The organism is Streptomyces sp. NPDC090025 (genome assembly GCF_044748125.1).
GTDB lineage: Bacteria > Actinomycetota > Actinomycetes > Streptomycetales > Streptomycetaceae > Streptomyces.
This window is the reverse complement of record NZ_JBIVFL010000002.1, coordinates 522,506-543,352: the sequence shown is the minus strand read 5'-3', so window position 1 is coordinate 543,352 and position 20,847 is coordinate 522,506. Positions and strand designations below refer to the sequence as shown.

General features: G+C 69.9%; 14 protein-coding genes. 6 read left to right on the top strand and 8 right to left on the bottom strand.

Features of this window, described 5'->3' with window-relative positions; all coding sequences use genetic code 11:
• Positions 1–7: 7 nt before the first annotated feature.
• Both ACIPXM_RS08350 and ACIPXM_RS08345 read right to left on the bottom strand, forming a co-directional pair.
• A complete protein-coding gene (locus ACIPXM_RS08350; protein WP_401653277.1) occupies positions 8–1,369 on the bottom strand; it encodes a protein phosphatase 2C domain-containing protein in 1,362 nt (453 codons plus the stop codon).
• 166 nt (positions 1,370–1,535) lie between these two features.
• The gene (locus tag ACIPXM_RS08345) at positions 1,536–5,321 is read right to left on the bottom strand and encodes a S8 family peptidase (RefSeq protein ID WP_401653275.1); all 3,786 of its coding nucleotides are present in this window, start codon (positions 5,319–5,321) and stop codon (positions 1,536–1,538) included.
• Positions 5,322–5,558: 237 nt separating this feature from the next.
• On the opposite strand from ACIPXM_RS08345, the gene ACIPXM_RS08340 reads away from it, so the two are divergent.
• From ACIPXM_RS08340 to ACIPXM_RS08325, 4 genes are all read left to right on the top strand, one after another.
• Positions 5,559–6,542: a helix-turn-helix domain-containing protein gene (locus tag ACIPXM_RS08340; RefSeq protein ID WP_401653273.1), complete on the top strand. Its 984-nt coding sequence runs from the start codon at positions 5,559–5,561 to the stop codon at positions 6,540–6,542.
• Between the two features lie 99 nt (positions 6,543–6,641).
• Complete coding sequence (locus ACIPXM_RS08335; RefSeq protein ID WP_401653271.1) at positions 6,642–7,109, top strand: hypothetical protein; 468 nt, start codon at positions 6,642–6,644, stop codon at positions 7,107–7,109.
• A 36-nt stretch (positions 7,110–7,145) separates the two neighbouring features.
• Positions 7,146–7,628 (top strand): DUF456 domain-containing protein, encoded by a 483-nt coding sequence (locus ACIPXM_RS08330; RefSeq protein ID WP_401653269.1) that lies wholly within the window; start codon positions 7,146–7,148, stop codon positions 7,626–7,628.
• 149 nt (positions 7,629–7,777) lie between these two features.
• Positions 7,778–8,152 carry a PPOX class F420-dependent oxidoreductase gene (locus ACIPXM_RS08325; RefSeq protein WP_401653268.1) on the top strand — a complete coding sequence of 125 codons (375 nt, stop codon included), beginning with the start codon at positions 7,778–7,780 and terminating at the stop codon, positions 8,150–8,152.
• On the opposite strand, the gene ACIPXM_RS08320 is transcribed toward ACIPXM_RS08325, so the two are convergent.
• From ACIPXM_RS08320 to ACIPXM_RS08310, 3 genes are all read right to left on the bottom strand, one after another.
• A complete protein-coding gene (locus ACIPXM_RS08320) occupies positions 8,149–9,600 on the bottom strand; it encodes an AlkA N-terminal domain-containing protein (protein ID WP_401653266.1) in 1,452 nt (483 codons plus the stop codon). The genes ACIPXM_RS08325 and ACIPXM_RS08320 overlap by 4 nt on opposite strands.
• 114 nt (positions 9,601–9,714) lie before the next feature.
• Positions 9,715–10,884 carry a ribosome small subunit-dependent GTPase A gene (gene rsgA, locus ACIPXM_RS08315; protein ID WP_401653264.1) on the bottom strand — a complete coding sequence of 390 codons (1,170 nt, stop codon included), beginning with the start codon at positions 10,882–10,884 and terminating at the stop codon, positions 9,715–9,717.
• A gap of 301 nt (positions 10,885–11,185) precedes the next feature.
• Positions 11,186–11,911: a hypothetical protein gene (locus tag ACIPXM_RS08310; protein ID WP_401653263.1), complete on the bottom strand. Its 726-nt coding sequence runs from the start codon at positions 11,909–11,911 to the stop codon at positions 11,186–11,188.
• Between the two features lie 381 nt (positions 11,912–12,292).
• Here ACIPXM_RS08310 and ACIPXM_RS08305 point away from each other — a divergent pair, with 381 nt between their 5' ends.
• Positions 12,293–14,338 (top strand): hypothetical protein, encoded by a 2,046-nt coding sequence (locus ACIPXM_RS08305; protein ID WP_401653261.1) that lies wholly within the window; start codon positions 12,293–12,295, stop codon positions 14,336–14,338.
• Positions 14,339–14,425: 87 nt separating this feature from the next.
• Here the strand turns inward: ACIPXM_RS08305 and ACIPXM_RS08300 are convergent, their stop codons facing one another.
• Positions 14,426–15,640 carry a hypothetical protein gene (locus ACIPXM_RS08300; protein ID WP_401653259.1) on the bottom strand — a complete coding sequence of 405 codons (1,215 nt, stop codon included), beginning with the start codon at positions 15,638–15,640 and terminating at the stop codon, positions 14,426–14,428.
• The gene (locus ACIPXM_RS08295; protein ID WP_401653257.1) at positions 15,637–17,886 is read right to left on the bottom strand and encodes an ATP-binding protein; all 2,250 of its coding nucleotides are present in this window, start codon (positions 17,884–17,886) and stop codon (positions 15,637–15,639) included. Before ACIPXM_RS08295 ends, ACIPXM_RS08300 begins: the two co-directional genes overlap by 4 nt.
• A gap of 477 nt (positions 17,887–18,363) precedes the next feature.
• Here ACIPXM_RS08295 and ACIPXM_RS08290 point away from each other — a divergent pair, with 477 nt between their 5' ends.
• Positions 18,364–20,337 (top strand): DNA cytosine methyltransferase, encoded by a 1,974-nt coding sequence (locus ACIPXM_RS08290; RefSeq protein ID WP_401653255.1) that lies wholly within the window; start codon positions 18,364–18,366, stop codon positions 20,335–20,337.
• Here the strand turns inward: ACIPXM_RS08290 and ACIPXM_RS08285 are convergent.
• Positions 20,265–20,765, bottom strand: a complete 501-nt coding sequence (locus tag ACIPXM_RS08285; RefSeq protein ID WP_401653686.1) for a very short patch repair endonuclease — start codon at positions 20,763–20,765, stop codon at positions 20,265–20,267. The genes ACIPXM_RS08290 and ACIPXM_RS08285 overlap by 73 nt on opposite strands.
• Positions 20,766–20,847: the final 82 nt, after the last annotated feature.

The following is a 20,847-nucleotide window of genomic DNA, read 5'->3' as shown; positions in this document are numbered from 1 at the left end:
CGGAAGGTTACGCCTCCCAGACGGCCACCCCCGTACGGTCGTCGGCGTACCCGGTCACCCGCAGCTGGGTGTCGGCGAGGAAGGCGGCGAGGCCGGGCGGTTCGGCGCCCGCCCAGCGGGCGGCCAGCTCGCGGGCGAGGGCCGGTTCGCCGCGCATCGGCTCGGCCAGACCGTGCGAGGCGAGCAGCAGGGTGTCGCCGGGGCGGGCGACGGAGGCCCGGAAGCGGAAGGGTTCGGCGGGCGGCGGCAGCGGGTCCTCGACGAACGGCCGGCCCGGCGCGTCGGCGACGCCGAGCCGCATGGTCGCCCGGTCCCCCTCGGCGTCGGCCTCGGGCAGGTCCGCGAGGGCGGCGAGCGCCTCGCGCGGGTCCACCGGGGCTCCCGCCGGGGGCGGCGGCGCGGGCGGGCGGTGCGAGCCGTAGCCGACGACCGGGGCGCCGGTGGTGGCGGCCGGTTCGGGGAGCAGCGGTTCGATGTCCTGCCAGGCGCCGTCGCGGAGCCGGAACAGGCCGCCGGGGCCGATGCCGAAGAACACCCGGGTGCGGCAGCCGGGGTCGGCGGACAGCAGCAGGCAGCGCAGTCCCGCGGTGTACTCGTCGGGGTCGTGGCCGCGTTCCGTGGCCCGGGCGCGCAGCTTGCCGTAGGTGCGGGCGGTGAGCCGGTGCAGTCCTGACTTGAGGTCGCCGCGGCGGCCGGCCCTGATGTCCTCGGAGAGCCGGGCGTGGCTGCGGCCGACGGACTCGGCGATCCAGCGGCAGACGTCGGCGGCGGCCAGGTGGCTGGGGGCGTCGGCGCGCCGTCCGGCGGCCACGGCGACCAGGACCATGGCGGCGTCGCCGTGACCGAAGCGGGCGGTGAGCAGGGCGTCGCGGCGGGGTTCGCCGCGGAACCGGGCGGAGTCGCCGCGGACGGAGGCGGCGCGCAGGGTGTAGGCGCCGTAGCGGGCGCCGTCGAGGACGGTGTCGGCGACGAGGTCGTCGAGTTCACCGGGCCGGGCGGCGGGCAGGGCGGTGGGTTCGGCCTCGTAGGTGGGCGGCCGGGGGCCGATGTGTCCGGTACGGGGCCGGGGCGCGGGCACCTGGACGGTGGGCGTCCGGTCCACCGCGACCGGGTCGGGAACGGGATCCGGGTCGGGGTCCGGTACGGGATCCGGGCCGAGGCCGAAGTCGAGGTCCGGGGCCGGGTCGGCGGCCGGGGCGGGCTCCGTGAAGGTGTCCGGGGCGGGCTCCGGGGCCGGGAGCTGGGTCGTGGTCGCCGCGGCGGAGTCGTAGCGCTCGTCGAGGCTGTCGTGGGTCGGCGCGGGCGCGGTGTCCTCGGCCGCGCCGTCGTACAGCTTGTCCCACCAGTTGGTGTCCCCCTGCTGAGTCATGCCCTTATTGTCCACCGGACAGGGCGTCGGGGAACGGGACATCGGCAAAAGGGGACGTACGTGTCTCGCCGGAGAATCGGCGGAGACCCGACGGAGAACCGACGGAGAAGTGATCCGCCGGGCGGCCCCACCCCCCACGGGAAGGACGCCCGGCGGACCGGCGTGATCAGCGCACGTCGTAGGCGCGGACCACGGTCTGGGTGACGGAGTTGCCGTTGGCGTCCGTCAGTTGGGTCTTCAGGGTGACCTGCTTGCCGGTGGCGCCCGCGTGGTTCACGGTCGCGGTCCAGGCGTCGCCCTTGCGGGAGACCCGCGCCTCGGTCCAGGTGTCACCCTCGTCGTACGAGTACGACAAGGTGACCGTGGTGAGCCGGGCGGGGGTGTAGCCCGCGTGACCCGTCACGCCGAGGCCGATGTGCTGGCCGTCGGTCGCCGCGAGGGTCTTGAGTCCGTCCTCCGGAAGGTCGTACCGGGGGAACAGAATCGGGATGCCCTGAGAATAGACGTTCTCGTCGAGCCGGGAGGTGAATTTCCAGGCGGAACTGACGGCTGTGGAGCGGGCCCACACCCGGCTGCCGATCTTCGTGGTGTTCTGCTCCAGGGTGTACGTGCCGGGCTCGGCCGGGACCTCGAACACCCCGGACGGCCATCCGGTTTCGCCGAGCGGCTCGCCGTCCTTGCTGAGCCGCAGGCTGCCGATGTCGCCGAAGGAGCCGGGCTCGGCGTGGTGGGTGCGGTCGCCCCACATGGCGTCGGCGAAGCCGATGAGGTTGCCCTGCCGTTCGGCGGCGAGCACCGGCTTGCCGGTGGTGTCGCGCGGGGCGGTGGGGGCGATGACGCCGTCGTACCAGTTCTCGGTGCGGCGCTCCCCGGTGCGGTAGGCGTGCGGGGTGCCGATCATGAGCTCGCCGAACGGGAAGCTGCTGCCGACGAGTTGCTGCCAGGCGGTGTCACCGGCCGAGTAGTACTCGGTGCGGTTGCCGGGGGCGGCGACGGACTCCAGGGAGCCGAAGGCGACGCTGGTGCCGTCGGGGCGCTGGGCGACCGGGAACTCCATGAAGTCGGTGGCGATGCCGGCGGATCCGTAGCGGGAGTCGGTACGGCCCAGGCGGCGGTCCTCCGGCCGGTAGGTACGGTCGGAGCGGAGCTGGCCGGTCTCGGGGAAGGCCAGGGTGTAGACGTACGGCGGCTTGGCGGTGGCCCGCCAGCGCAGCGAGACCTCACCGGCGGCGAGCTTGCCGAGCAGTCGCCCGGCCTCGTCGGCGGGGACGGCGACGACCGGCAGCGCGGTGGCGCCGAAGCCGCCGCTGGGGTACCAGCGGGCGGCCGACCGGTGGTGGGTGACCACGGCGACGGCTCCGGCGGCCTTGGCGTCACGGGCGACGGTGCCGACGAACTCGTCGTCGTCGCCGAGGAGTACGAGTGCGATACGGCCCTTGACCTGGGCGGCGGCGAGTTCGGCGGGGGTGCCGGTGCCCGCGTCGACGAGCCGGGCGGAGCCGGTGCCGTCGAGGTTGTCGGAGCCGAGGGACGCGGTCACCGGGTGCAGCCGCAGTCCGTCCGTGGTGGCGAACTCGCTGATCTGCGGAGTGGTGGCCCGCCAGTAGCTGCCGAACTCGAAGTCGCCGTCGTCGGCGCGGCCTTCGACCGAGGCGTAGTAGCCGCGGACGGTGCGCGGGGCGGCGGCGGTTCCGGCGTGCAGCCAGGTGTCGTCCCAGGAGCGGGTGAACGCGAGGGTGGCGCCGCGGAGTTCGGACGGCTGCTGGGTGCGCAGGTCGAGGCGGTGGGCCTTGCGGGCGTCGAGCACGACGGTGGTGTCGCGGGTGAGGTCGAGCTGCGGCCTGGCCAGGTAGCTGACCGAGTCGTTGAGGGTGGCGTCCGCGCCCTGGTCGGGGGTGGTGACGAAGGAGGAGAGGAAGTAGCTTCCGGCGCGCAGCCGGTAGACCTGGTCGGCGGCGCCCTCGTTGAAGCGGCGCGAGCCGCGGGCGTCGTCGGTGCCGATGACGTCGAGCGAGGAGGCGCCGTCGGCGGGCTTGCCCTGACGGTCGATCAGCTTGACCCGCAGGGTGACCGTCTCGGGCTCCACATGGAGCCCGAACGGGGTGGAGACGTGCACGCCGCCGGGGGCGGTGGCGAGGATCCGGCCGGTGACGTCGCCGTACTGGGCGCGGTCGAGGCGGGCGGCCGGGTCGACGGCGAGCGGCACCTGGACGGTGGCTCCGGCCGGGACGGTGACGGTGCGGGCGCCGAGCCGGGCGACGGCGGAGCGGACGGCGGAGCCGTCGTTGCCGGTGACCTTCGCGAGGGCGAGGGTCAGCGTGACGGGCTTGGTGCCGGTGTTGGTGTAGGGGACGGCGACGGTGGTGCGGTCGCTGCGGTCCTGCGGCCAGTTGAAGGTGCCGGCCTGGACGGCGGGGGCGCCGAGCACGGTCTGGTCGATGGCGGCCTTGACGTCGAGCCTGCCGCCGCCGGTCTCGCGGGCGTCGCCGGGTATGCCGCTCGCGGCGGAGGACACCAGGGCGGCCTTGATCTGCCGGGCGGTCCAGTCGGGGTGGCGCTGCTTGACGATGGCGGCGGCGCCCGCGACGTGCGGGGTGGCCATCGAGGTGCCGGACATCGACTGGTAGGCGTAGACGCCCCGGCCACCGGCCGCGGCGGCGGAGATGCCGACACCGGGCGCGGCGATCTCCGGCTTGAGGGTGTGGGCGGCGTCGGAGGCCGGGCCGCGGCTGGAGAACGGCGCGGTGCTGTCGTCGCGGTCGGTGGCGCCGACGGTGAGGACGCTCGGCGCGCAGCCGGGCGAGGAGACGGTGTCGCTCGCGGGGCCGGAGTTCCCGGCCGCGATCACGAACAAGGTGCCCTGGTTCTGGGCGAGTTGTTCGGTGGCGACGCTCATCGGGTCGGTGCAGTCGGTCTCGTCGGGGTTGCCGAGGCTCATCGAGACGACGTCGGCGCCCTGCGCGACGGCCCACTCCATGCCCGCGATGATCCAGGAAGTGGCGCCGGAACCCGAGTCGTTGAGGACCTTGCCGTTGAGCAGGGCCGCGCCGGGCGCGACACCCTTCTTCTTGCCGCCGCTGGCGGCGCCGCTGCCGCCGACGGTGGAGATGGTGTGGGTGCCGTGGCCCTGCCGGTCGCCGGTGGTGTCGGAGTCGGTGAAGTTCTCCTGGGCGACGATCCGGCCCTTGAGGTCGGGGTGTTCGGCGTCGGCGCCGGTGTCGAGGACGGCGACCTTGGTGCCGGTGCCGTCGTAGCCCGCGGCCCACGCCTCGGGGGCGTGCACCTGGGCGGTGGAGCGGTCGAGGGTGGCGCTGACCTTGCGGTCGAGCCACAGCTTCTTCAGGCCGCCGCCCGCCGCGCGCGCGGTGCTCGCGCCGGGCGCGGTGACGTCGGCCCAGAAGGTGGCGGCCTGCTTCTTGTCGGCCTTGAGCGCGACGGCGTCGACGGTCCGCAGCAGGGCGCCGCGGGTGGCGCCGCGCGGGGCGGCGGGCAGCGAGCGGGCGGTCGCCAGGTCGGCGCCGTAGACGGCGATCAGCGGCAGGGTGCCGGTGGCCCGGTCGTCGTAGCCCTGCCGGACCAGGCCGGTGACGTTGAAGAGTTCCTCGTCGACCCGGTCGGCGGCGAGCGCGGCGGTGGCGCCCTCCGGGTACACGTACAGGTCCTGGCCGGAGCGGCGGGTCTGGACGAAGGGCACGGTCCCGTCCGGGCGCGGCAGCGCGACGGCGGCCGGGTTCCCTGCGGCGTCCCGGGTCAGCTGGACCCGGTCGCCGGTGACCAGGGTGACGGTGGCGGTGGTGGCTCCGGTACGGGCGGCTGCCTCGCCGCCGACCAGCGGGCGCTTGCCGGTCGCCTGGGCGTCCTGCGGCGCTGCGGCCGCGGACGCCGCGACCGCGGTGACGGCAAGGACGGCGGCGGTCGCCGCCCCCAGGGCCGTACGCGAAATCGGGCGCATCGCTCTCCCCATCTGAATCCGGAAAAAGGGACAGAAGTCCCCCGTGTCCGGAGGCTGTTGGTGCTGCGGTGGCGCCACATTGGCAGAGGTGAGGGCGGTGCAGGCAGGATGGGCGAGGCGGGAAAGCGCCGTGGCCGATTCCCGCCAGCGCACCAACGGAACCATGACGTCCGGTGACCGCCAGGGAAATGTCCCTGGTCGTCCGGGACGTCCGCACGAGGGGTGGGAGCGGCGACGATGCTGACAGCGATAGGACTCGACGAACGACAGGAGTCCGCCTACCGCGCCCTGGTGTCGCTGGGCGCGGCGGAGGTCACCGACCTGGCCCACCGGCTCGCCCTGCCGGAGGCGGACACCGAACGCGCGCTGCGCCGCCTGGAGTCCCAGGGTCTCGCCGCCCAGTCGTCGGCGCGCACCGGCCGCTGGGTCGCCGCCCCGCCCGGGGTGGCGCTCGGCGCGCTGCTCACCCAGCAGCGGCACGAGCTGGAGCAGGCGGAGCGGGCGGCGGCGCTGCTCGCCCAGGAGTACCGCGCGGAGGCCACCGAGCAGGCGGTGCACGACCTGGTGGAGGTGGTGACCGGCGCGAGCGCCGTCACCCACCGCTTCCTCCAGCTCCAGCTCGGCGCCACCGAGGAGGTGTGCGCCCTGGTGACGGGCAAGCCGATCGCGGTCTCCGGGATGGAGAACGACGCCGAGGCGCTGGCCGCCGAACGCGGGGTGCGCTACCGGGTGGTGGTGGAGCGCGAGGTGCTCGGCCTGCCGACCGGACTGATGGAGCTGTCGGCGGCGCTGGGCCGCCATGAGCGGATCCGGGTGGCGGACCGGGTGCCGACCAAGCTGGTGGTGGCCGACCGTTCGCTCGCGATGGTGCCGCTGACCGGCCGGGGCGCCGAACCGGCCGCGCTCGTCGTGCACGCCAGCGGGCTCCTGGAGTCCCTGATGGGCCTGTTCGAGTCGGTGTGGCGGGAGGCGCTGCCGCTGCGGCTCGGCGCGGGCGCCCGGCTGACGGAGGACGAGGTCGCGGGCCCGGACCCGACGGATCTGGAGATCCTCAGCCTGCTGCTCGCCGGGATGACCGACGCGAGCGTGGCGAAGCAGCTGGACCTGGGCCTGCGGACCGTACAGCGCCGGGTGAAGGGCCTGATGGAGCTGACCGGGGTGACCACCCGGCTGCAGCTGGGCTGGCACGCGTACGAAAGGGGGTGGGTGGCCCGTCGGTGAGCGGAGCCCGTATGGCAAGGTGAGCGACCGTTCCGCCGCCCCCACGTCGCGGAACTCCTGCCACCGTTTTCCCCCTTTTCACCCTTGTGGAGCACTGCCATGAACGGACGGCGCCGCCGTGCCCTGCTGGCCACCGTCACCCCGATGCTGGAGCCCGGTGAGCGGGTCGAGGTGACCTCGCTGATCAATCTGAGCACCCCGACGGTGGGCCGGACCGCCGCGTTCGGGGTCGCCTCGGCGATCCTGAGCGCCGGGACGGTGAGCGTGATCCCCGTACCGGTCCCGATGTACCTGGCGATGACCGACCGGCGGCTGCTGATCTTCCGGGCGGACCCGACGTTCGCGAAGCCGCGGGAGCACGCGATGACGATCCGCCGCGAGGGCCTGTTCCGCTCCGAGGTGCGGGGCCGGCTGCTCAACGCCTCGTTCACGCTGTCCTCGCCGTACAGCGAGACCACCCTGAAGCTGGTTTTCCCGGGGCTCGAACGCAAGGCGCGCGAGGTGGTGGCGGCGGCGCTGCCGCTGGCCGTGCACCAGCCCGCACCCCCTTCGGCCCCGCGGGCCTGACCTGCGAGGACGCCCGGTCTCCGGCACCCTGGGCAAATGGGTGTGTGGCAGCTCCTGCTGATCGCGATGGTGATGCTGCTCGGCCTGTTCGGGGTCCTGACGCCCGGCGTGCCGGGCACGTGGCTGGTGTGGGCGGCGATGCTGTGGTGGGCGCTGCACGAACAGACCGGCCTCGCCTGGATCCTGCTGGTCTCCGCGACCGGGCTGCTGCTGCTCACCCAGGTGGTCGTGTGGCAGCTGCCACCGCGCAGGTTCCGGGGCGTCGCGATCACCCGGCGGATGGTGGCGTACGCGGGCGGCGGCGCGTTCCTGGGGTTCGTGCTGGTCCCGGTGGTCGGCGCGATCCCCGGCTTCGTCGGCGGGATCTACCTGTCGGAGCGGCTGCGCCTCGGCGGCCACGGCCAGGCCCGCGCGGCCACCCGGCAGGTGATGCGGGCGGCGGGCACGAGCGTGCTGGTGGAGCTGTTCGCGTGCCTGCTGATCGTGGGGGCGTGGGCGGGGGCGGTGATCTGGGGCTGAGGCCCCGGGGGCGGGCGCCGAAGCGGTGGGCCGAGGCGTTGGGCCGAGGCGTTGGGGCCGAAGCGGTGGGTCCGGTTCAGGGCCCGGGACTTGCGGACCAGGACCTGCGGCCGATCCGCCGGAGGTACGGTTCCGGCCATCCTGGGGCCATGAGGGATTTCGACGGTTTCACCGAGGCCGAGCGCGCCTATCTGGCGACGCAGCGGCTCGGCCGGCTGGCCACGGTCGACCCGGACGGCCAGCCGCAGGCCAACCCGGTGGGGTTCTTCCCCCGGGACGACGGCACGGTCCTGGTCGGCGGCGCCGCCCTCGGCCGTACGAAGAAATGGCGCAACCTGCGCACCAACCCGCTGCTCGCGCTCGTCGTGGACGACCTGGCGAGCACGCACCCCTGGCGGGTGCGGGGCGTGGAGATCCGCGGCGAGGCGGAGCTGCTGACGGGCCCGCACGACCTGGGCGCGTACTTCAGCGAGGAGGTGATCCGGATCCGGCCGCGCCGGATCCACAGCTGGGGGCTCGACTAGAGGGTGCCCCGCAGATAACGGGTGGCGTAGGAGCGCCAGGGGCGGCGGCCGGGGTGGGCGGTGCCTTCCGGGTGGGCCGGGTCGACGTCCGGGTCCGCGAGGGCGCGCATCCGGATGACGGCGACGGCCTCGGGGGTCACGCCGGGCACGGCGGCCAGGGCGGCGGCCGAGGCGTCGCGGTCGGCGCCCGGGTCGAGCCGGACGGTGCCGTCGGCGAGCGCGGTGGCCAGTGGCCCGGCGACCGGGTGGCCGGTCAGCGCGGCCGGGGCGGGGAAGACCTGGGTGAGGGTGCCGCAGGGGGCGTCCAGCGGGGTGCCGTACCGCTCGACGAGCCGTACCGCCTCGTCCCGCCCGACCAGCGTCCGTACCGCGAACTCCTCCGGTTCGGCGGCGCCCGGGGACCGCACCCCGGGGCGGGCCGCGACCTCGGCGGCGAGCACCGGGTCGGTGCCGAGCCGTTCGGCGACCGCGTACGGGTCGGCGTCCAGGTCGAACAGGCGGCGCAGCCGCTGGACGGCGGTGGTGAGGTCGCGCAGCTCGGTGAGGTGGATCCGGGCGTTCAGCCAGTGGCCGCCGCCGGGGGTGCGCTCGTCGACGGAGACGATGCCGGTGCCGTACGGGAGGCGCAGGGTGCGCCGGTAGGTGCGGGCGCCGGGGGTGCCGACGACCTCCTCGATGCCCGGCAGCGCCTCGGCGGCGAGCAGGTCGAAGACCTCGCCGGTCGCGTACGGGCCGCGGTGCGCGAGGCGCAGCGGGACCCCGGCGGCGAGCGCGGTGCCGGAGGTGCCAGAGGGGCCGGAGGGGCCGGGGGGCCGCTTGCCTGTCTCCTCGCGGAGACCGGTGGGGGTGCGGGCGTAGACGGCCCGGATGGTCTCGTTGAACTGCCGGACGCTGGCGAAGCCGGACGCGAAGGCGATCTCGGTGACCGGCAGCGCGGTGGTCTGGAGCAGCAGCCGCGCGGTGTGGGCGCGCTGGGCGCGGGCGAGCGCGACCGGTCCCGCGCCGAGCTCGGCGGTGAGCTGGCGCTGTACCTGGCGGGCGCTGTAGCCGAGGCGTCCGGCGAGTCCCGGCACGCCCTCGCGGTCCACGACGCCGTCGCCGATCATGCGCATGGCGCGGCCGACGACGTCGGCCCGGACGTTCCACTCGGCGGAGCCGGGCACGGCGTCGGGGCGGCAGCGGCGGCAGGCCCGGTAGCCGTGGCCCTGGGCGGCCGCGGCGGTGGGGTAGAAGCTGACGTTGCCGCGCTTGGGGGTGACGGCGGGGCAGCTGGGGCGGCAGTAGATGCCGGTGGTGGACACCGCGAAGAAGAACACGCCGTCGAACCGGGCGTCGCGGCTGCTGACCGCCCGGTAGCGGGTGTCCTCGTCGAGTGGCGCGCCGAGGGTCGGCGTGCCGGTCCTCGGCTCCGTGAACCCCGTGGTCCCCGTGGTCTCCGTGTCCGTCATGCCTCCAGTGTGCGGGAGCGGGCGGCTCCCGACTGGCGGTATTCGGACACGGAGATCCGGGGCTCGGTGGTGGACCGGTGGTGGACCGATGGCGGTGCGGCGGAGGGGTGCGGATTACCGGACCCGGCCGCCCCGCTTGGCCTCATAGGCCGCGCGGCCCTCGGCGCCCTTGCGCTTCCAGTCCTTGAGGATCTCGGACCGGAGGCGGGCGTCGGTCTTGGCGACGAGCCGCTGGTTCTCGCGGAGCAGCTTGCGGTAGCTGTCGAGGCGGCGCTCCGGCAGCGAACCGTCCTCGATGGCGGCGGTGACGGCGCAGCCCGGCTCGGTCTCGTGGGCGCAGTCCTGGAAGCGGCAGTCCGCGGCCAGTTCCTCGATCTCGGCGAAGACCTGGCCGACGCCCGCCTCGGCGTCCCACAGTCCGACACCGCGCAGCCCCGGGGTGTCGATGAGGACGCCGCCGCCGGGGAGCGCGAGCAGGTTGCGGGTGGTGGTGGTGTGGCGGCCCTTGCCGTCGGCGTCCCTGGTGGCCTGGACGTCCATGACGTCCGCGCCGGTCAGGGCGTTGGCGAGGGTGGACTTGCCCGCGCCGGAGACGCCGAGGAGCACGGTGGTGCCCCCGGCGGTGATGGCCTTGAACACGTCGAGGCCCTCTCCGGTGTGGGAGCTGACGGGCAGCACCTGGACACCGGGGGCGACGGTCTCGACGTCCTCGACGAGGTAGGACAGACCGGTCGCGTCGGGCACCAGGTCCGCCTTGCTGAGCACGACGATCGGCTGCGCGCCGGATTCCCAGGAGTCCGCCGACGTACGCAGCAGTGCCTCGCCGCTCGAACTGGACATCGCGAGCGCGAGGAACCGTTCGATCCGCCCGAGGTCGAGTTCGACCGCGAGCGACACACAGATGACGATGTGATCGATGTTAGTGGCCAGCACCTGACCCTCGGACCGCTTGGACGACGTCGACCGAACGAACGCGGTCCGCCGAGGCAGGATCGTCCGCGCGTATCGCGGATCGCCGCCCTCGGGGTCGACGGCGACCCAGTCCCCCGTGCACACGACCTTCATCGGGTCACGGGGAACAACGAACGCGGTGTCGGCACGGACGACGCCGTCAGGGGTCGCCACATCACACTGACCGCGATCGACCCGGACGACCCGGCCCGGGACCAGGCCCTGGGCGGCGTACGGGGCGAACTCGGCCTCCCAGCCCTCGTCCCAGCCATAGACGGCGAGCGGGTGCTGGACAGCGGCAGAGGAAAACGGGTGGAGCGGAGCGTTGAACAAGGGGAGACCCTTCGAAGGGTGGCCCCGGCGGCGCGCTCCGAGCGCGCGGAAGTCGAGTGGGTGTCAGCCGGAGACCACAGGGGTGGGAACGATGAACTCCTGAATGCGGGCAGAGCCCGTCACCGTGACAGTCATCAATGTCCTCACCTCCTGCTTCTTCTCAACGAACCAACACCGTGCCCTGGGCAGCGACACAGCCGCGCCCTGGAACGAGCAGAACCATAGCCCCACCCCAGGACGCGACACCACCGATTAGATTCGGGGCCTCCCCTGCGCAACGCCGGCAACCAGCCGACCGGCGTCACGCCGCAAGTCGTACAGCGTCTTGGGCGAGGACCTGGGGCCTGCCGACCTCAACGATCGGCCGCCTGTAGCTCACGGCGATCCCGGAGCGTGTGGTGAATTCCACCAGTTCGTACCGCAGTACGCCCCCGACCGGAACAGCAGCCGCGTCCAATGCGGCAGCCAACGCGGGCAGCTCGGCAGCGAGCTCCCATGAAGTCGATACGAGGGAGAACACACCCAGCTCGGGAAGGTCCGCCAGCCGGAAGCCGATCCGGACCTCCGGCGTCGGCCCGCGACCCGCCTGGGCTGCCGCCTTCCGGTCAGACAGGCTCGCCGGACAACCACACAGCGATCCCCGTGCGCCCGCTGGCTCCAGGAACCGAGTTCCATCGCAGACATGGAAGGTCTCGCCAGCTCCGCGCATCACCATGCGAAGCGAGACGGCCCCGCGGCCACTCAGCAAGACACGGATGTGATCACGGCGAGTCAGGACCTCGAGGACATGCTCATCGCCGGTGTCCAACAGCTGCGGCACACCTCCATAGAGCCCACCCACAGCGTCAGCAACGGCATGGTCCTCCGTCGTAACGCGCCACGCCGACACCGCAATGGGCGTTCCGTCTCGCTGTCGTGCCACATGGAATCGGCCCACGGGATCCGACGGGGATACGCACGACCGATCCGCCCTCGCGTCGTCGAGCTTCTGATCCCGACTCGGGCTGTAATGGGGGTAAGGAGCCATGGTCTTCCTCCGGCAACGCGGTGTTCAGAGGCTCCAAGGTTCCAATGCCCTCGCCGGTTGGCGTAGCCGGAATTCACCTGTAGAGAGATGCTGGCTCGCACGTCACGAGGTCCGAGCCAGGTCTGATCAGGTCCACCAGCACCAGAACCTCAGCGGCGCCCCGACCTCGCACCAACGCATTACGAGACCACGAGTGATGGTGCTGACTGGTGCCTCGCCGCCCCAAGCACCCCTTCGCTGGCATTCCGGCACCCCTCACCGGCACGAAGACCTGCCAACGCAGACGGGGGTCCCACACCAGCATCGTCGTCGTGCGAGGACAACGATGGTCGCGAGGAAAACATCCCGCCTCAGGCGGGGTGCCGGTGGCATCCTGTGCCGGTGGACGTAACCCTTCCCGACCAACTGGGCACAGTTGAACGAGACTCCCGTGCTGCTGCGCGAGCAGTGATCCAAAGGCTGAATCTCTCCGCGCCTCCTGGGCAGACCACGGGACAGCACGAAGTCGCCTTCGTGCCAGTGACCCGCGCGCAATGGAAATCAGTGTTGAGGGACGCCGGCCTGCCCGGGCTTCAGCGGGAGACCGACGAGAAGGTTGCGGAGATCCTGCGCCTGCGGACCGCTTCTGGCCGAACCATCGGGAAGCAGCTTCCGGAGTTGTTGCGGCATCTCCATGCATCGGTTGTCGCCTTGGGTGTTGTCGCAGAAGAGGTGTCCCGGTTCAGTCCGTCCCGCACCAGCGCGGCAGAACAGCGGTCGGCGGCTGACCTGGCGCGGGCGAATCGGAGCGAGGCTCAAGCGCTGTTCGCCTGTCTGGAACAGGGATGGGCGGAGTCCGCTTGGTCTGCAGTACGGAGGAATGCCCTCGCGGCCCAAGCAGCCGGGCGAAATCTGGAGGCTGCCGCCAGAACTGATCACGACGGCCTTCCTGACGAGGACGTCTACCAGCGAACGCTCGGGATGTCGGCCGAGCGACTGCGCCCCGGGGCGGGTGTGGCGTCACGGGCCCGCCTGCTGGCAGCTTGGACGGAAGCCCCGAAGACACTGGACCGTCGGCTGCGCAGGAGCATGAGACATCTGATCGATGACTCGCTACCACTAACAGTGATACTTCTCCACCACCTTGCCGTCCTCGCGCTGTCCGATCGGCCTTTGATGACACACCGCGCTGCCCTCCTGGGACGTGGTCTGGTGACGTCCCAGCTGAAGGCCAAACCGGAGCTGACATGTTCAGTGATGGCACGCCACGTCGCTCGAGAACCGGAGATGGTGTCCTCCCATCGCGGGCAGATCGCCTATCTTGACGCCTACTACCAGGCGGAATACAAGGAAGAAAAGGCGCGAGCGGTCACGGACCTACACCGGGCCGTGCTGGAAGCAGACGTCAGGCGCACGGCTGTTGTGGTGTTGGAACTATTAGGAAGGACGGTCCCGCAGGGGGCCTCGCTCGCCACCGTCCGGGATCTGCTGGCAGCTGAAGACAATCAGCCGCTGTGCAAGCTCCTTGCTTCGACGATCCGCTCTGAGTGGCGCAACGCGAACGCACACGAGGACTTTCACTGGGACCCCGAAAACAACACACTCCTCTTGAGCGGACGGCCAGCCGATCTCGAAGAGGTGCTGGATGCAGCAATCCGCGCTCGCGCCATTTGCCGCGGATTCGAGCACGGTGTCGCCGTGGCCTACGCACAGAACGCATCGCTGGTCATCCGGGGCACGGAGGACTCGACCTACGTCGGCCGAGACCTCTCGATACTCCAAGCAGCCGGAGAAGCCAGACTCCCGGTACTGGACATCCGACGCCATGGCAGTCTCGTGCGGCTGGACGTGCCCGACATCTCCATTGAGAGCCTGAGAGAGGCGCTTCGCGCCATCCTCAGGGCCGCCATCACGGACCCCAGCGTCGAGCGCTGGGAACTACGTCAGACCTCTCCTGACCGACCGCTACTGCACGTGGACCGTGCTGGAACCCATGCCGGCCTGCAGGTCGCGGAGCCCCTCTGGGACATTGCCGACCCCCTCCCTTTCGCCGCTCTCCCCCTGCTGGCGAATGCCATGACCAATGCGGGAGAACCCGCCGCGACAGCAGCTTCAACAGTTCTCTGCTTGGCGGCTGTCCATGTCGTCGGAGAACGAGACCGCTTGTCGCCGGTCCTTGCACACGGTGATCCGGCTGCCAAGGACGAGTTGATCAACACCGCGAAGCTGATCAGCGACGGCACCAAGGCAGCAGCGCATCTTCTGGAGGGCCCAGCCCAACGCAAGTTGTCGGCCTTCGCTGAAGTTCTTGCCGGAGAATGCCACCGGCTGAGGAGCGCTCCCCCCTTCAAACTAGTTCGCGAGTTCTTGCCGGCGGATCGGGCCCTGCGGAGACATGCGCCACCTCGCCTTCCATGGATAACAGGACTCCACGACTCTGCCGTCTGAGCTCCCCGACATGGTCAGGCTCAGATCACGCTTCACAACCCAGTGCGTGTGCGAGATGGCCTACACGCCAATCATCCGGGCCGGGAATCACGACTGTTGGGAGTCCTTCGTAGCGCGAGGGTTCGGAACAGAACCCTGGTCCGCGGCCTTCCCCTTTCCGTCCAGCCCCAGGGACTGCTTGATGTTCTCGAAGTCGACGACCGGGGTGCCGATCCTGCCCACCGTGTGCCCGTGCGAGGTCAACATGGCCTCGGCGAACGGGCTGTCCAGCGTGGCGACACGGGTCCACGAGCGGACCTCTGCCAACGGAGCAGACTGAACGATCTCGAAGTCGACCAGCAGGTCGGGGATGTCAAGGTACTTGGGCAGAATCCGGTAACGGGCGTTGTTGTCGCGGAACATCTCCAGAGCCGCGTTCCGTTCCCGGCTCCCCTTGACGGGGGATCCGGCCTCGATCCAACGAGCGATCAGCGGTGCTTCGTTCAACGGAACCGCCTTGGCGAGACGCACGTACTCGGCCTTGGCCGTACGATTTCCACCGCTGGGCAAATCCTCGTAGAGGTCGCAGGCAGGCGTGAGGACGACCCACCAGCCGTCCTGGGGGTCCCGCAGAAGGTCGGCCGCAGTCACGTGCTTGGTGACCGGCGGCATCAGGTACATCCGGGCGGTCGACGCGTGCCCCATCACGCGGTCCTCGGAGGAACCGAGCACGGCTCCGAGGGCCTCGGCTGCGTTCTCCTTCAGCCAGGCCGCCAAGCGGTGCACGAGGACAGGGGCGATCTGGCTACGGTCGACAGTCTCAAGCCGGTCCCAATTCGGGGCGATCTCGTCCCGGAGGAATCCGCGCACGTGCTCATCCACGAGGGCGGTGATGTGCCGGGTGAGAACCGGGACACCGGACTCAAGGCCCTCCCGTATCGCGGCGACGGCGTCGTCCAGCCGGTTCTTCGGGACCACCTGGATGAGCGGTGGCTGCGCCAGGTCGCTCACCTGCTCCGCGAGGCCGGTGCAGAAGACGACCGGCACCCAGCGGGTCTTGGCGATCCGGTCGTACAGTTCCCGGCCCTGCAGGTTGGGGTGCGCGGTGGAGCCACGTCGTGTCCCGTCCCTGACGTCCAGAACAACCAGATCGAACGCCTGGGTCTCCAGCAGGCGTTCGGCTTCGTCGAAATCGTTCTCGACGTAGATGTCGAGCGTTCCGAGGTCCGAGAGTTCCTCCACGAGCATCTCGGACAGTTCCTCCGCGATGTCCACCTCGTCCTCGACAATCAAGACCCGGTACACCGCGCCCCCGTCCGTCACCCAACTCTCCTTCGCAGTCTTGCTCTGAACGTGGCTCCGGCAAGGGGCCCTGGCGTCACCAGGGATAGGGAGCCGTCATAGAAGTCCTTCACGACGCTGCCGGCGATGCTGAGGCCCAGCCCGATGCCGTCCTCCTTGTCGCTGAAGTACGTATCGAAGATCATCTCTTGGATCTCCTCACGTACTCCGGGGCCGCTGTCGCTCACATCGATGTCGACCTCGTCCTCGGGCGTCCGCCTCGTCTCGATGAGGATGGTGCGCTCCTTCCCCTCGGGCAGGGTGGAGAGCCAGTAGATCGAGTTCCCTACGAGGTTGTGGACCACCTGGGAGATGTCACCGGGGTCAGCCGTCACTGTCACGTCCTCGCCGCTGACGGTGACGGTGATGCCGTGCTTCTTCAGCGTGCCCTCGTGGACCGAGACAGCCTCGTCGATCGCGGCTTGGAGGGACAGAGCACGGGGCCGGCCTCGCCGCCGGCCGCTCAGCGGCTCGACGCGGGTGAAGAGCCGGTCCAGAGCCTGTTCCTGCGCAGTGAGGTCGACATGCATCTTCGTGAGAGCAGAGGCGAGCTGTTCGTCCTCGTCACGCTTACGGCCCGCCAGCTTGTTCAACCGACGGAGGACATAGGCGATCCGGGTCAGTGCCGTTCGACCGTCGTGCAGTACGACGTCGACCAGCGCTCCCAGAGTCGCGAGGCGGGAGAACTGCGAGAGGACCTCCTGGACCTTCTCGACACTCTCGTCAATCGTTTCCTGAGCCTGCTCCAGTGCACGGCTCAGCTCGGTATCGTCCGGGTACTTCGCGTTGACGACGTCCCGGACGGGAGAAAGATTGAAGTTCTGGAACAGGCCGTGACGGTCGCTTCCGGCACCGGAGGGGGTGTCCACCGTGATCGGACCCCGCCTGCGGCTCTCTCCCGTCGGACGGCGCAGCCCGTAGCGCCAGGTCTCGAGTCGACTCGCGGCCTCTCTCAGGACACCCTTCAGGTCCTCGTACTCGGGGGAGTCGATAAGCCCTTCCCGGTGCGACCGGTCCCGGAGCCCGGGGTTACCGTCCGCCGATATGTACACGAAGCCCGCGACCTGGTTGTTGGAGAACCGCATGGTGGGGTTGTTCACGCGGCGGAGGTCGAAGCCAAGCCAGTCGAAGTCGACCTCACCGAAGGGCTGCACCCGGAAGCCGTCCCGGTAGAGGGCGACACCACTGTTGCCCTTGATCAGCTTACGGACCTCGGTGATGTTGCGGGCCCCGAGGTCGATGTCGAGCATCTCCTTGAGGGAGGCCGAGTCGAGGTCCCAGGTACGGAGGTCGAGTTTCAGGGGTCCGCACCTGGGCGCCTTCCCGTGCGACGGGAAGAGGTACTGGTTCAGGGTCTCCGACTGCCCGGACGTCAGGTGGGTCATGGTCAGGTCGGCGAGACCGTTTGTGTCGATGGTCCCGATGAGGCGGTAGTGCGGATGCGCCAGAGCCTCGCTGGCCCCGACGAAGCCGGTGTGGTGGTGCAACGGCCCAGCCGGAAGCGAGAGGTAGATCGCGAACTCCGGCTGGTCGGGTACGTCCAGCTCCGCAGGAGGAAGAGGAGGCAGGAGTCGGGACAGGGACCGCTTCAGGCTCTCCACCGACTCGGCGCCCCAGTCCTGCCGAAGCCCTTCGAGCCGGACGAGGGTGCCGTGAGAGCCCGTCCAGGCGGGCTGTTTCTCCCTTGCACGGAAAGCACTTGTCACCTCATCGAAGAGGCGTCGCGCTTGGCCGTTGTCGGCGAACACCTCGGGAGCGCCCACGTTCCACTGGACCGGCACTTCGTCGAGGTAGGCGTTCTCCGCGGCGAAGTCACTCCAGTCGAGCCGGATGTTCACCTCCGGGGCGCCGGCCTTGCGACTCGTGATCGCGGTCACGGCGCCGAGTCGGGCTGCGGAGAAGCGCCCGATCCCCTTTGCACCAAGAACCCGTCGCCCGGACTGTTCGCTACGCGGAGCACGGTGTCGGAACGGTGTGGCAATCTCCATCCAGGTGTCCCGGACGGTCTCAGGGGACATTCCGTGCCCGTCGTCCCACACCTCGATGGAACCGTAGCCCTCTTCCAACGGCCCGTTGAACCTGATCACAACCAGGCTGGCATCGGCGTCGTAGGCGTTCTTGACCAGCTCGGTGAGCGCCACCCGCTCGTTGCTGATCAGTTCCTCACCGAGTGTGCTCATCAGGCGTGCGCGGGGACGTAGGAACGTCTGTGTGTTCTCGGAGTCCACGCTCGCCCCTCTAACCGCTCAGTACCGCTCCCCCCACCCGAGGAGCACCGGTTGCGATCTTAACGGCGGGGAGGGCTCCGGAAGCGCCGCTCAGAAGATTTGGGCAGCATGTGTGGCAGCGGCGACTCACGGTGACGGCAGCACCCGACGGAGGGGCCCGGTCCCGTGATCGAACGTGTCTTCCAGTCCGGGGGTTCGTTGGGACAGGTGACGTTCGTAGACGTATCGCATCACAGAACGGGGTGGACGCGAGGAGTAGCCCAGAGATGTCCACTAACATGGGGTGGCTCAGGAGTAGAACACTGCTTCAAGTCACCAATAGGACACGGTGAGTGAACAGCGGTGTTCGCCAGGCAGGTCACCCGCGTGACAGTCGAGGCTTTGCGGCGGTGTGGACCGGCCGGGAACCTTGCCTTCGTAGCGCCGTACGTGATCTCCTGGAGGTCATTCAGGTCGGCAGGTACGGAGGAGTGGGTCGTGGCGAAGGAGAAGGGGGCAAAAAACACGTACGGCGTGCCCCTGGAGCGAAGCGACTACCTCAAACCGGATAAGCACAGGCACCACTGCGAGCCGGATGATTTCACGAAATGGGTCCAGTCCGGTTACGGAAAAGGCAAGCGCCTGGCCGTAGACCTTTTCTCGGGTGCTGGCGGGCTGAGCCTGGGCCTTGAGCGGGCCGGATGGACCACCGCAGCAGCCGTGGACTTCGACGAGCGGGCCCGCGAGACGCATGCAGCAAACTTCCCTGGAATGAGTCTTTGCGTAGACCTCGGGGACGACCTCCAGCGAGGCGAATTCATCCAGCGAATCGTGGACTCCGGCGCCGATATCGACCTTGTGGCGGGAGGCCCCCCCTGCCAGCCGTTCAGTCGCGCCGGCCGTAGCAAGATCCGGCATTTGGTCGAGTACCACAACCGCGACCCGCACGATCTCCGCAAGGAACTCTGGCGCGCTTATGTCGATGTGGTGGAGCGGCTCCTGCCACGCGCTGTCCTCATGGAGAACGTTCCTGACATGGGGCTCGGCGATGACTTCAGCGTGATACGCGTCATCGAGGCAAAGCTGGAGAGCCTTGGGTACGTAACCCAGGTACGGCTCGTGGATGCGTGGAACTATCGCGTGCCGCAGCACAGGAAGCGCCTGATCCTGCTCGCACGGAGAGACGGTGGCGGCTTCGTGTGGGGTAGGCCGAAGAAACAGACCACCCTTCGGGATGCCATCGGCGACCTTCCTGCGCTCAATCCTCAGCCCTTGGAACCGGTAGGTTCCCGAGTCTGCGACTACGACGAGCAGCAGGAGTCACTTTCTTCCTTCGCCAAGGAGATGCGCAAAAGGGCGGATAAGGGCGTAATTCACGACCACATGACACGGCGAGTCCGTAAAGACGACTTCAGAATCTTCACGGTCATGGATTCCAAAACCCTCTACTCCGAGCTAGACGAGAAGCTGGAAGAGGACGAGAAGGACTTCCAGAGGTACGACGCGGAGCAGTTCACCGACAAGTACAAGAAGCTGGACTGGGAGGAATTGAGCCGGACCATCACTGCCCACATTGCCAAGGACGGTTACTGGTACATCCATCCTGAAGAGCCGCGAACGCTGACCGTGCGTGAAGCTGCGAGGATCCAGACCTTCCCGGACCGCTTTCGGTTCGCAGGCACGCGGAGTGACGCCTTCCGACAGATTGGCAACGCGGTTCCCCCACTGTTGGGCGAGGCCGCAGCCCGGGTCCTCCTGCCGCAGGACGTTCCCGCCGGGGACGAGGACGCGGACAAGTGGCCGAAGGTACGTGAGGAGTTGACCCGCTGGGCCAAGGAGCAGCGCGCGGGTAGGCAGTGGTACCAGTTCCCCAGTGGCCGGAAGATGAAGCCGCTCGGGGCTCTCGTCATGGCGGTGCTCTCGGGAAGCAAGCTGCACCCGAAGCACCTCTCTCACGTGATGGACGATGTCGCTGGGCACAAGGAACTGACACAGGACGTCTACCTCGCCCTCGTGAACGCGGCACCGACAGCAGCAGTCCGCAAGCGCCTGGAAGACCGGCTCGGTCCGGTCGTCGACAAGCCCGAGGTCTGGGTGGACGCGGATTCGGTTCTTGATCACAGCAAGGTGATGGGGCTAAAGCCGGCTGAGCTCGCATTGTTCAGGCTGCTGGCCGGCGGCGACATCATGCTGGTCAGCCAGAGCGCGTTGCGGGTAGCTGCGAGGGTGCAACAGAACGAATCGCACCTGACCAACCGACTGACCGAGGGGCGGCTCAACCTCATCAAGCTGCTCGGCGCCGGCCGTGATGCACCGGTGCGCATGGCCGCCATCAGGTTCATCGGCGACAACCTGTGCCGGGACAAGCAGCCGGTTTGTGGAAGCTGCCCGCTGAGCGACTACTGTCCGACGCGTCCGCAGGAGGACGAGGGCGCCGAAACCACCTTGGATGCTGCGCTGACCGCAGGCTGACAGGGCGCTCCCGAGAGAACAGGGACGCCGTGGTGTGCGGCGTCGGCGACGCGCTGGGCGGCCCGCCCGACGTCAGTCCTGACCTCACACTCCCAGATGCGCACCACGGTCCATCCGGCGTCTCTCGCCGCTGCGGTGTTCCTGGCGTCCCTCTCCATGTTGGCCGTGATCTTGGCCTCCCAGCGGGAGGCGTTCGGCCCGCGGAACTGCCGTGTGCTGTGGGAGGGGCAGCCGTGCCAGAAGCAGCCGTCGACGAAGACCGCGACGGAGTACCGGGGCAGTACGAAGTCCGCCGTGCAGCGAGGAGCGACCTTACGGTGCAGCCGAAAACGGAGCCCGAGGGCGTGGACGGCGCTCCTGAGGGTCTTCTCCGGTTCGGTGTCCCGTACGCGGCGGCCTCGGAGCTGTGCACTCCAAGGCGTGCTCACCCATCCTTCGTGTGTGCTCACGAGGCCATGCTCCCACCTTGGGCGGCCTCGCCGTGGGCGTGCTCCGGGTGGCAGACTGACC